Below are 11,991 nucleotides of genomic sequence, written 5' to 3' on the forward strand. Positions count from 1 at the left end.
AGCTCCCTTTTTTTTGATTAATTTTTCTTAAGTAATTCGAAACCTTTTAAAAACGAAACCATTTCCTGAGCAGCGTTTGTTGGATTTGGTTTAATATCAACTTTCAGTCTGCAAGTTCCACCTTTTGGGCCATCTCCAAAACGCTTTTCTTTACAAACAACTAAAGCATTACAAGTCTTGAAGTTACAGTTTAACTCTGGCCCTGGGTGAGATTGATAAACTAAGTCACCACGAGCGATAGCGGCGTTAATTCCCGCCACACAAGTATCAAATTTTGTTTTGTCTTTATAAGTTGTACAGATGTAATCCATTGCCACAGCTTTAAAGTCTTCTACTGATGAATCAACATTGATTGATTTAACAGAAGGGAAAGATAGAAGTGAAAGTGCCATTGCTTTTTCACAGCGTCCGTCAGTATTTTCAAAGTTACAGAAAAATTTATAGAAGTTTAATCCTTCTTTGAACGATCCCCAGTAAGAACCGTAACTGTGTTGAGAAGGCTTCATTCTCCAGCAAAGACCAAGCGAGCAAGCAGCATCTTCACCAAATGTAGCAGGATTGATTGTGACGTAATTTTCTTTCGTCCAGTCTGCTTCTTTGTACCATTGTGAGTCTGATTCAATTCTCTCAAATAGAGTTCCAGTTAAAGACCCTGAAACCGGTATTTCTAAATATTTTGAAAGATCCGGTGCAATTGAAAAACCACTGTTACATCCATTAAGAGTCATGTAAGCACCTGGAAGGAAATTTCCTTTCAGTGATCTTAGTTTTTTCTCGTAAGCATCCGGTGTTAAGGCAGCGTTTGATTTCCCAAGCTTTAGTGCCCATGGAGAAGAGTGTCCATAGTAATCAAGACTGGCAATTTTTGTGTAGTTTCTTAGTTCTGGAATGAAAACTTCCGGAGTGAAAGAATCATTAATAATTTTAACAACTGGAATATTGAAATCAGCAAAAACTTTATCATCATCAGCTCCTCTTACTTCAGGAGAACTCATAATAACGACTTGATGATCAGGCCAAAGTTGTTTGTATTTTTCAGCGCGGATAACTCCAGACTGGAAAAACTGGTTTGAATCTTCTTTAACAGCTGATCCAACAACGATGATGTGAGTGATTCTTGTAGTATCCAGCATTGAATCTTTATAAAGACCAATACGAGTAACGCCTTGGTAGGCCTGTGCCGAAAAGGCCATAAATGTCATGGCAAGGATTGATAATAAACGCATTTTTATGCCCCTAATAGTGTGTATTAGAGGTCAAGTCTCAAATAAAAATATTGACGTCAATTAGACCGGTAAAAAGTTCATGGTAAACTGTTGGATCTTTTAGTTTTCTTCAGCTTCGAGTTTAGAAACATCTATCGCTTTTGCTTCATTGACGATTTTCACTAGTAGATACTCAGGGATAGACCCTGGTTGATCTAGGATGATTGTGCGCTCTTTTAAGATGACTAATGTAGGGATAGAGCGAATCTGGAAGTCTTCTCCAAGAACAAGTTCAATCTCAGTGTTAACTTTTCCAAAAAAGATATCAGGATTTTTTTTTGCAACACTTTCGAAAATTGGTCCAAAGACTTTACATGGTTCACACCATGAGGCCCAGAAATCTAAAACGACTAATTCGTTTTTTTCTAAAATTTCATCGATATTTTGTGCAGTGACTATTTTTGAACCCATAAATTATTCCAGGTGAATGTTGATTATATATTAATGGAAGCTAAAGACTATTGATAGCTGTCAAAGATTTGTCGCTTATATTTTAATAGGCATATTCAAAATTCTATTTCAGACTTATTCAGAGTTAACCATAAATCAAAGGATGATCTATGAAGTATTTAATTGCATTAACTGCCGCACTAATCTCAATCAATACCTATGCAGGTGATTGCCCGGAACTGGAAGGGCGTTACCCAAAATGTAAATCTGAAATTAGAGATATTCGTGGAGAGTATATTGTTGAACAATATCTAAAAGACGATGTGATGTTTTATCAGATCTATTACAATGATGATGAAACAAATGAAAGCCGCACAGATGCTATCCGCACTGATGGAAAATTAGAATCAAGAAAGGAAAGACTTCCTCGCGTTGGTATTAAAGTGAGAATTGACTCTCGCTCTAGATGTGTTCCAGGTGCAGTCGTCTCAGATGCAGATGTTTTCTTCTTAGGAAAACAAGTGGGGACATTTAAAACGAAAATTTATGTAGAAGATGGAACGCTTTACTCAAATCTTGATGGCCAGTACTTAGGAAAACCATTGAGCAAACGTATCGTCTGCACACAAGAATAAATTATTGGCCTGGTTTTCATTTTTGCGATTGGAAATCAGGTCAGTCATAAAACTTATAAACCTGTTGGTAAGCAGACTTTGAAAGTTGAGCCGATATTTAAGTCACTTTCAACTTCAATTGTGCCCTGATGAGCGTCGATGATTTGTTTTGTTATATACAATCCAAGCCCTAGTCCGCTGATATTTGTGCTTGAGATAGCTCTTTCAAATCTTTCAAAGATTTTGCCCTGCATTTCTTTGGCAATTCCCAACCCCTGATCTTTAACAATGATAATGGCCTTACCTGGGGTACTTGTGACTGTTACTTCAACCGGATTATTAGATCCGTATTTAATGGCATTTGATAAAAGATTAATAAAGACCTGTTCGATTCTATAACGATCACAGAAGCTGATGACATTCTCCTGCAGGTTTTGTTTGAATTCTGTTTTGGCGTATTTTGCTTCTTCAGCGTAACGATCCATAATTTCTTTAACCATGAGACTCAGATCTACTTTCTCAAACTTGTAAGTCAGTTTTCCGGTTTCAATTCTTGTTACATCCAGAAGATCTTCAATTAAGACTGTGAGGCGATCAATTTGTTTGGTTGAACTTGTTAAGGCCTTAAGTAATTTTTCAGGTGGCGGTGCTTGATTCTTCTCAATGTTAATTCCTCTTAACATCATTTGGAGCTGCATTTTTAAAGAAGTAATCGGTGTCTTTAATTCATGAGAAGCAATAGAGACGAACTCATCACGCGCACGGATCGCCGATTGAGCAGCACTGTAAAGTAGAGCATTTTCAATTGCGATTCCAGCTCTTCTTCCAAAGTCTTCTGCTAAAGCTAAATCCAGTGCAGAGAAATTAGGTTTGGAAGTACCTGCGATAAAAGATAAGGAGCCTCGGACTTTTCCACGCGCCTTAATGGGAACAATCATGCTTGAGTTCGCACCAAGTTCTAAAAGAAGTTCCAGCTGGCGTTTATCTTTTATCATGGCCTTCAGTTCAGAATTACTAATTTGATAATTATAAAAAGATGAATCTCCATTGACTGAATTCACTCTTTGATCAGGCAGATAATTGGCCATGTACTCTTCAAGTAGAGGTGTTTTCTTTTTATCAGCATGAGCTCCGGCCGCTCTTTCAAATTGGCCTTCGTCGTTGATCATCGAAATAGTACACCAGTCACCAAGGGCCGTGACAGCAAGATTGGCGATCATGTTTAATGTTTCTTTGTAGTCGAGTGTAGTAGATAAGAGCGTACTAACTTTTGCCAGAAAGATATCTTTAGCGGTGGCAATTTCACGTTCTTTTAATGCCGCTTCTTCCTTAATCATCCTCATCATTTCTTCTTCTGCATTTTTTTTGTCAGTGATATCTTCAGAAACGCCGAGCAGATATTGAGGATTTCCATCTTTTGCGAAGAGAGGAATTTTTTTTGTATGAAGAACTCGAGTGCCGTGATGCTTGGTTTGAATAAGTTCTTCTTTAGTATCGACAACATGTTTCCCGGCAATTACATCTTTATCAACCTGTGTAAAATGTTCTGCCTGCTCTTTTGGAAAAAAATCAAAGTCAGATTTGCCGATCAGTTCAGAACGATCAAACCCCAAGAGTTCTTCACCTGCTTTATTTAAATGTGTGAAGCGAAGATCCTTCGCATCTTTTACAAAAACAGTCATGGGAATGTGATCAAGTAATGAATCTAAGTATTCCGTTGATTTTTCCAGTTCTTCAGAATGCTCTGAAGCAACGATATATTTAGAAAGGATTTTTCCCATCATAAAGCTGATTGAGAGACCCATAAGTGTGAAAATAGAAATTTCAATGAAAGAAGCATAAGAGAGGATTTTAAAACTATAAATTGGTGGGATGAGAAAAAAAATGGAGAGAAAGACGCAGAGAAAAGTCGCAACGTACCCATAACGGGCACCACCAAACCAGGCCGTTGCAAAAATGGCCGGATAGAAAAAAAGCCATTCACGGCTATTATTCAAAAACTCTAAAGAAATTTGAAGAAATAAGGCCAGGGATGGCAATGCCAAGGCCAGCATTAGACCTCTAAAAATCTTATTAGAAAGTAAGGTTTTCATCGTCTCCTAAAGCTAACTCCCTCTATGCAGAGTAGCTCTAATTAGTTCTTATTGACAACAAAAGAGACCCGATGACTCGTGGCGCACCATTGATTGTTCATAAATAAAATATTGTTAAAAAGGACTAAACAAAATCTTTAGTTTGGTAATAGAATTAGTGGGGTAGTGACATGAGAAGTTAAGATGCATCCTTTGAATACATTCCCCATTTTAAAGATTTGGAAAAATATTTCTATTTCTAAAAAACTATACTTCGTTGTCGGGGCCATGGCCTTGTTAATTATTATTGAATTGCTCACGCTAAGATTTGCGATGTCTAGTTTGTCTGCCTTACGTGCTTTTGTTGGTGGAGAGGCCAGTTGGTCCAAGGCACAAAAAAATGCAGTCTACCGTTTTCAGCGCTATGTGATGACAAAAGATGAATGGGATTATTTAGCATTCGGAGAAGCTTTAAAAATTCCTGATGGTGATCGCAGGGCAAGAGTTGAATTGCAAAAAACGTCACCGGATATGCAAGCTGTTAGAGAAGGTTTTATTCAAGGGCATGTGCATCCTGCAGATATTGAATCAATCGTAAATCTTCTAAGAAGATTTTATTGGGTTAGCTACATCCAGGAAGCTGTCGCAGCGTGGAGTGAGGGCGATCGACTTTTAATAGAACTTAGAGAAGTTGTTTGGAGTTATCGCAAGGCCGTACAGGATGGTGTGGCCGATACTCCAGGAATGGAGGCACATCTGGATCGTGTTATTGAAATAAATAATGAGCTCACCAGAGTTGAAGAAATTTTTTCTCGTGTTTTAGGTGAAGGTTCACGCTGGCTTGAAAGCATTGTGTTTGTGACTCTATTTATTTTAGTTATTACTGTGGAGAGTATTGGATTAACACTAACTTTTTTTACCAGTAGATCTATTTCACGAGGACTTTTTGGATTAAATAAACTTACTGAAGAATTTTCTCATGGAAATTTCGATCGGCGTTTAAATATAAATACTGGAGATGAAATAGGTCAGCTTACACAATCAATTAATACGATGGGAGATATGCTTCAGAAGTCATATCAGGATTTACAGCAGTCGCATAAGGAGCTGGAGATTAAAGTACAGCAGAGGACTGCAGAGCTTGCTGAGATTGCAAATCAAAATAGTGAACTCTATCAAGAAGCAAAAAATGCCGTTCGTATGCGTGATGATTTTCTTTCAATTGCTTCGCATGAACTTCGAACTCCATTAACTGCACTAAATTTGCAATTTTATTTATTAGAAAGAGTGACAGAGGATGACGAAAAAACAATAGACTTTGACCAAATGAAAAAAATTATAATTCGTGCGAGTCTATTAACTAAAAAGCTATCCACACTGCAAGAAGTGTTAATGGATCTTGCACAATTACGACTTGGTAAACTAGAAATTAAGAGAGAAATGTGTGACATCATTCCGATTGTTACAGATTGTGTTTCTCAATTAAATTCAGTTGCTACACGTGGTGGTTCTGAAATTACATTTGAATCAGAAAGTAGTTCAATCATTGGCAATGTTGATTGTATACGAGTAGGGCAAGTCGTAACGAATTTACTTTCTAATGCAATAAAATATGGTGAAGGAAAAGCGGTTCAAATAAAAGTGTTTCAAAAAAATGAATTTGCAATAGTTGAAGTTAGTGACAATGGACAAGGAATTCCATTTAATAAACAAGATCAAATTTTCGATAGGTTTGAGAGAGTAAATGAGGATCCTGCAGTCTCAGGATTAGGTTTAGGTTTATATATCTCTAAACAAATTGTTGAAGCACACCGAGGAAGTATTTCAGTTGAAAGTAATGCTGGAAAAGGAACAAAATTTATAGCAACATTTTTTCTTGAGAAAGAAGTCACGTTGACAACAAATGGTTTTGCGGTAGGATAATTTTACATATGATCGCTAAAAAGAAAAAAACAAAAAAGAATCCTAAACAAATGCGTGAAACTCTTGGGAGTTTTATTCGCAAAATGAGACTTGAAAAAGAATTTTCTCAAGCAGAGCTTGCAGCGAATTTAGGTTACACAAGTCCACAATTTATTTCTGATTGGGAAAGAGGAATCTCTAGTCCACCAGTAAAAAAATTGCATGAACTTTCACTTCTTTTACAAGTTAAAGTTGATGTGCTTTTTGATTTGTTGGTAACACTTGCAACAGAGCAACTGGTAGAAAATCTTTCTAAAGAATTTAAACAAATAAAAAAAAGTTCTTAGAGTTCAATTCCTAAAGAGAAGCTCACAATAAGAGCGATAAGAACAAAACTTGCAATTCCAGCAAGCACATATTCTTTTTGTTTTACGAATAAAAACGCTGTTAGAAAAACGCGTGTAATAGGTAATGCAATCAGGATGACTAATCCTAAATAAGCAATCAATTCAGACCACTGATTATTTTCAAAAGCGATTCTTAATGTTTCGCCTAATGAAACAGCATTGTATGTTTTTAAGAGTTCAAAAGAATGTTCTTGAAAAACCAGCTGTGAAATCCATCCAATCAGCATGAATACGCCTGCAACGATAACACCCAGGCGAAGAAATTTAGAAATTTTTAATTCTAATGATTCTAACTCATCCATTATTTAAATCCTTTCATTAACATTTGTACAGAGACGATAGAGAGTACGATTACAAAGATTTTTCTAATCGTTGCAGCAGGCATTTTAGGCATTACACGAGCGCCAACCCATGATCCTATAATGATTCCTACTGAAACAGGACAAGCGATCTCCGGGCGTATATCACCTCTTAAAAAGTAAGCACCGGCACTGGCCGTCGCTGTTACACCAATCATAAAGTTTGAAGTTGCAGATGAAACCTTCATCGGAATCTTCATAACTCCATCCATCGCCATAACTTTAAAAATGCCACTTCCAATTCCAAGTAAAGCAGAAAGGATTCCAGCGACAAACATTAAACCAAGCCCCAGAGGAACGCTGGCGATTTTGTAATGAATAAGCTGACCATTTTTTTCAGTGTACTGACCGGCAAGTTTTAATTTTTCTGACCAAGGGTGATCAACGTCTGCACGATGGTCTTCTTTTTTTCTCAACATCATTAGTGCAGAAAAAAGTAAGAAGAAACCAAACAATATAAATAAAAACTTAGAGTTGATACTACTCGCTAAAAGAAATCCAACGATGGCCCCGCAAACGGTTCCGACTTCTAATAAAACGGCCAGGCGAAGATTAGTGAGATGGTCTTTTAAAAAACTTGCAGCCGCGCCTGATGAAGTGGCCACGATAGAAATTAAACTGGCAGCAATGGCGAATCGAATGTCGATACCAAGTGCAAGTGTTAATATGGGAACGATAATAATACCTCCGCCGAGTCCTAAGAGAGATCCTAAAAAGCCTGCGAAGATTGCCGATGAAAATAATAGTGTTGAATACATGGTGCTCATTCTAGACCTCTCAATTTGTGATGACAAATTTGGTCTGGAGTTCAATAAAATAGTTTTTGATGCAGCGTTTCGATTCAATGCCCATTGCATGCTATGCATCTATTCACTAAAGTGAGCTATTAACATGAGGAAAATATAATGAATGTACCTGTCGAATTTAAACGCCGTCGAATGATCATACTATGCCTACTAGCTGCACTCATTGGGGTCATTGCCACTGTGATTGCAAAAGTTCTGTTGCTAGCAATTGCTTTTTGTACAAATTTATTTTGGTTTCACACGATCTCAATTCATCCGGTAGAGCTAGTGAATCACCATTTTTCTCCCATCTATATTTTAGTGCCAGTGCTGGGAGGTCTTGTTGTAGGACTGATGGCGCGCTATGGGAGTTCGGCAATCAGGGGCCATGGTATTCCTGAAGTTATGGAAAATATTTTAACTAAAGAAAGTAGAATCCCTAGAAGGATTACTTTCTTAAAACCATTATCTGCAGCGATTGCTATTGGTTCAGGTGGACCTTTTGGAGCAGAGGGGCCGATTATTGCAACAGGAAGTTCTGTTGGTTCATGGATAGGAAGACATTTTTATTTTCATGAGTATGAAAGAAAAATTCTTCTTGCTGTCGGAGCTGCTGCCGGAATGACGGCGATTTTTGGAACACCACTGGCCGCAGTTTTTATTTGTATTGAACTTCTTCTTTTTGAATTCAGTGCCAAGTCTTTTATCCCGGTTATTATTGGAGTATCGACTGCCTATTCAATCAGGCTTGCTACAGGTCATACTGCACCTGAATTTCCTATTGGAGAAGTTGCTGAAGCAGTTAATGGATGGAACACTCTTTTTTATATCGTAGCAGGTGCCATTTCTGGTGCAGTTGCTTGTGTCGTTTCAAAAATTGTTTTTTGGGTTGAAGATAAATTTGAACATTTGCCGATCCATTGGATGTGGTGGCCTATGATCGGTGGGGTCGCTGTTGGGGTTATAGGGTATTATGATCCAAGAACTTTGGGAGTAGGTTATAGCAATATTATAAATGCACTTCAGGGAAATATTCTTCTATGGCCAGCTCTAACTCTTTTAATTTTTAAATTCATTTCATGGGCCATCGCTCTTGGAAGTGGTACATCTGGCGGGACACTTGCACCGTTACTAACTTTCGGAAGCTCGTTGGGAGTTGTTTTAAGTTTTATCGGAATTCATTTTTTCCCTGATATTGGAATCACTATTCAGGTGACAGCATTGGTGTGCATGTCTTCAATGTTCTCAGGAGCAACTAGAGCAGTACTTACTTCAACTGTTTTTGCCCTGGAAGTAACAGGTGCACATTTTGGAATTGCGCCATTACTTTTAGGTAACAGTGCTGCGTTTTTATTTTCGATTTTCTTTTTAAAGGAAACGATTATGACGGAGAAGATTGCAAGAAGAGGAATTTTTGTTCCTCAGGATTATTATTCAATCAGAGGAAAGTAATAAAAAAGGCTTCATCATTTTAAAAGATGATGAAGCCTTTTTTTAATTATCTTACTGTTACAGTAATTGTTTTTGCGTAGTCAGGCCCTAGAGAGATGTGTGATCCATCAGCAAATTGAAGAGTCAATGTGTGCTTACCTGGCTTTAGAGTGAGAGATGTGTGAGTTGCACCATCACCAAAGTGAAGGTGTGTTGCATCTTTAGGAACGATTTTTCCTTTTGCAACAGGTTCTCCATCAATGATTAAGTGGTGGTGACCAGTTCCTTTTTTCATTACCCCTGCTTTTTCAACAGTCATTCCATCAACAGTAAATTCAACATCAAAAGTTTCAGCAACGATTGCATTGTCAGCTGGTTTAACAAAATGCATTTTTGATTCAGCAGCAAATGCTTGAGACATAGTTAAAGCTAGAGCGAAGATAAATAATTTCATAACGAACTCCTTTTACATTATATGAAAGAAATTAAAGTCTATTCCTGAGAGGCCAAAATGGGTATGGGGTAAGTTGCTATAAGATGGAAAAATTTAGTTAAACGAATGTTTAATTCTTACACTGAGGTTAGAAAATTGATGGTGCAGTTTGTTGTGCTCCATTTTTTTGGTGAACTTTAGACAGATATGTACAGTTTTTGCAAAAGCGGAACCTTGATATTGCACAACATCCATGATGAAGTATTCGATGAAAAGTGGGTTACATCCTTTGGAGACTTTTATGTATAGAACATTCCTTACCAACCTTTGCGCGCTACTTGCTGTCGTTGCGATTTCACAAACAGTTGAAGCAAATTCCCGTTTACTGGAAATTGAAAAAGGTCAGATCTCAGGTGTTCGTGTCGCAAACGATGTTGATGCCTTTCTTGGAATTCCTTACGCAGCTCCACCTGTTGGTCCACTTCGTTGGAAAGCACCTCGTCCAGCTCAACCTTGGGATGGAGTTTTAAAAGCGAATAAATTTCCAACTGCATGTCCGCAACTTGGAAACTTTTTTGCGAATGTTCCTGCTTCTCAATTTGGGAAACCTGTTGGGACAGAAGACTGTCTTTATTTAAACGTCTGGCGCCCAGCTCCTGCAAAAGAAAAACAACTTCCAGTTGTTGTATGGATCCACGGTGGTTCAAACTTTAAAGGAACTTCTGCTGACCCAATGTATGATGGAAAATACTTAGCTTCAAAATCAAATATTGTTATGGTGAGTTTAAATTACCGTATCGGTTTATTGGGAGCGATTTCTTATAAAGCACTTGAGAACGGAACAAAACTTGATAAGTCTGGAAACTTTGTCACATTGGATTTAATCCAAGGTTTAAAGTGGGTACATGACAATATCAAAACTTTTGGTGGAGATCCAAACAACGTTACAATCATGGGGCAGTCTGCAGGTTGTATGAACGTATGGGGACTCTTACAAACTCCATTATCTGAAGGACTGTTTCATAAAGCCGTTTGTTCATCTGGTCTTCCAAATATTTATCCAAAAGCAATGGCAAGAGCACGCTCAGGTGACTTCGTTGAAAATCTTGTTTTCAATGCAAGGCTTGTTGCTGATCGCAAGGATGCGGGTAAATTTATTGAGGCCAAAGGCGAGAAATGGGTTCGTGAGTTCTTATACAGCAGAACATCTGATGAAATAGTTTTAGGACAAGACTACAGTGTGCCTGTTCAACACATTGAAGATGAAGTTGTGTTTCCACATGGCCTTGAGGCCACAGCACTTGGGTTCTACCAGCAAGTTCCAATGATTCTTGGTTCAACAATGGATGAGGCCACTTATCTATTAGGAACTCAATATTTTAAACCAGACCTGGCAACGTTATGGGGATACTTACAAAATACTCCAGCTAATTTGAAGTTCGAAGACGTTATCAATACTAATTATGTAACATTTAGAACGGCCACAAAATCTACTTCACTTGCACTTAACCGCACTATTTCAAATATCTATTTAACAGCAAGACTGTATAACTCAGAAACTTACCGTTACAACTTTGAATGGAATAACACTCCACAACCGTGGAAAGATATTTTGGGATCAGTTCATGGAATGGATGCGATTTTCTATTTAGGAAATTTCGATAGTAAGAATGAGAACTTTGCTCGTTTTGCATGGACTGAAGAAAACCGTGAGTCGAGAGAAGCTTTAAGAGAAGAGATGAACAAACATTTTACTCAGTTCTTTTGGACAGGAAATCCTGGATGGAAAGGAACAATTGATTTTAAATAAGACTAAGGTCTTGAGGTCGATCATATGATCGACCTCAAGTTTTTTAATTATTCAACGTCGCAAAGGAAAACAGTTTTTTGATCAAGTTTATTTGAAGCGTTCTTAGAATAAGAAACGAAAACTTCCGCAATCTTTCCACGAACAAGTTCTTTATTTTTTAATTCCACAACAACAGTATTTTGATCAAGGTTTTTACCAGTATAAACAGAGTAAAGCTCGCTTGATCCACCTTCATTGTATTTCAAAGACGCAACACTTTTAGCAAGAGTTGAATTATCTTTTAATAGTGGTGAGAAAACTAAAGTTGAGTTTTCTTCTGTTAATTGAAGTTTATAAACAGCATGAGAGTTCTGGTCGTTACATACCAGAGTTGTTCCGGCCATTACGTTAAAAGAGAAAGCAGCAGTTAATAATAATAACTTTTTCATAATTCACCTCGTTTTCACTCTTCATACGAAGGATTTGAATTTTCCTCAAGCACCTTTAAGGAACTGAGTAAAATTGCCATAGTTAAAGGGCCCTA

Annotated in this window: 12 protein-coding genes; 5 read left to right on the forward strand and 7 right to left on the reverse strand. The window is 37.5% G+C overall.

The features are described 5' to 3' along the window. Nucleotides 1-17: 17 nt before the first annotated feature. The gene (locus tag SHI21_RS03805; RefSeq protein WP_323574793.1) at nucleotides 18-1,226 is read right to left on the reverse strand and encodes a hypothetical protein; all 1,209 of its coding nucleotides are present in this window, start codon (nucleotides 1,224-1,226) and stop codon (nucleotides 18-20) included. Nucleotides 1,227-1,325: 99 nt separating this feature from the next. Continuing rightward, a complete protein-coding gene (locus SHI21_RS03810; protein WP_323574794.1) occupies nucleotides 1,326-1,676 on the reverse strand; it encodes a thioredoxin family protein in 351 nt (116 codons plus the stop codon). A 149-nt stretch (nucleotides 1,677-1,825) separates the two neighbouring features. Between SHI21_RS03810 and SHI21_RS03815 the strand changes: the two genes are divergently transcribed. Then, complete coding sequence (locus SHI21_RS03815) at nucleotides 1,826-2,290, forward strand: hypothetical protein (protein ID WP_323574795.1); 465 nt, start codon at nucleotides 1,826-1,828, stop codon at nucleotides 2,288-2,290. 53 nt (nucleotides 2,291-2,343) lie between these two features. On the opposite strand, the gene SHI21_RS03820 is transcribed toward SHI21_RS03815, so the two are convergent. After that, entirely contained in the window at nucleotides 2,344-4,362 is a 2,019-nt protein-coding gene (locus SHI21_RS03820) for a sensor histidine kinase (protein ID WP_323574796.1), read from the reverse strand. 183 nt (nucleotides 4,363-4,545) lie between these two features. Between SHI21_RS03820 and SHI21_RS03825 the strand changes: the two genes are divergently transcribed. After that, nucleotides 4,546-6,264, forward strand: a complete 1,719-nt coding sequence (locus tag SHI21_RS03825; protein WP_323574797.1) for a sensor histidine kinase — start codon at nucleotides 4,546-4,548, stop codon at nucleotides 6,262-6,264. Nucleotides 6,265-6,272: 8 nt separating this feature from the next. Then, nucleotides 6,273-6,590, forward strand: coding sequence for a helix-turn-helix domain-containing protein (locus SHI21_RS03830; RefSeq protein WP_323574798.1), 318 nt, complete (start codon nucleotides 6,273-6,275; stop codon nucleotides 6,588-6,590). On the opposite strand, the gene SHI21_RS03835 is transcribed toward SHI21_RS03830, so the two are convergent. After that, nucleotides 6,587-6,952 carry a DUF1634 domain-containing protein gene (locus tag SHI21_RS03835; RefSeq protein WP_323574799.1) on the reverse strand — a complete coding sequence of 122 codons (366 nt, stop codon included), beginning with the start codon at nucleotides 6,950-6,952 and terminating at the stop codon, nucleotides 6,587-6,589. The two genes, SHI21_RS03830 and SHI21_RS03835, sit on opposite strands and share 4 nt — an antisense overlap. Then, complete coding sequence (locus SHI21_RS03840; protein ID WP_410198808.1) at nucleotides 6,952-7,776, reverse strand: sulfite exporter TauE/SafE family protein; 825 nt, start codon at nucleotides 7,774-7,776, stop codon at nucleotides 6,952-6,954. The genes SHI21_RS03835 and SHI21_RS03840 overlap by 1 nt, the downstream gene beginning before the upstream one ends. A gap of 138 nt (nucleotides 7,777-7,914) precedes the next feature. Between SHI21_RS03840 and SHI21_RS03845 the strand changes: the two genes are divergently transcribed. Continuing rightward, nucleotides 7,915-9,246 (forward strand): chloride channel protein, encoded by a 1,332-nt coding sequence (locus SHI21_RS03845; protein ID WP_323574801.1) that lies wholly within the window; start codon nucleotides 7,915-7,917, stop codon nucleotides 9,244-9,246. A 46-nt stretch (nucleotides 9,247-9,292) separates the two neighbouring features. On the opposite strand, the gene SHI21_RS03850 is transcribed toward SHI21_RS03845, so the two are convergent. Further along, on the reverse strand, nucleotides 9,293-9,679 hold the full coding sequence (locus SHI21_RS03850; RefSeq protein ID WP_323574802.1) for a DUF4399 domain-containing protein: 387 nt from the start codon (nucleotides 9,677-9,679) through the stop codon (nucleotides 9,293-9,295). A 280-nt stretch (nucleotides 9,680-9,959) separates the two neighbouring features. Between SHI21_RS03850 and SHI21_RS03855 the strand changes: the two genes are divergently transcribed. Beyond that, complete coding sequence (locus SHI21_RS03855) at nucleotides 9,960-11,468, forward strand: carboxylesterase/lipase family protein (protein ID WP_323574804.1); 1,509 nt, start codon at nucleotides 9,960-9,962, stop codon at nucleotides 11,466-11,468. Nucleotides 11,469-11,515: 47 nt separating this feature from the next. Here the strand turns inward: SHI21_RS03855 and SHI21_RS03860 are convergent, their stop codons facing one another. Beyond that, the gene (locus SHI21_RS03860) at nucleotides 11,516-11,896 is read right to left on the reverse strand and encodes a hypothetical protein (RefSeq protein ID WP_323574806.1); all 381 of its coding nucleotides are present in this window, start codon (nucleotides 11,894-11,896) and stop codon (nucleotides 11,516-11,518) included. Between the last annotated feature and the right edge of the window lie 95 nt (nucleotides 11,897-11,991).

This window comes from Bacteriovorax sp. PP10, from assembly GCF_035013165.1.
Lineage (GTDB): Bacteria > Bdellovibrionota > Bacteriovoracia > Bacteriovoracales > Bacteriovoracaceae > Bacteriovorax > Bacteriovorax antarcticus.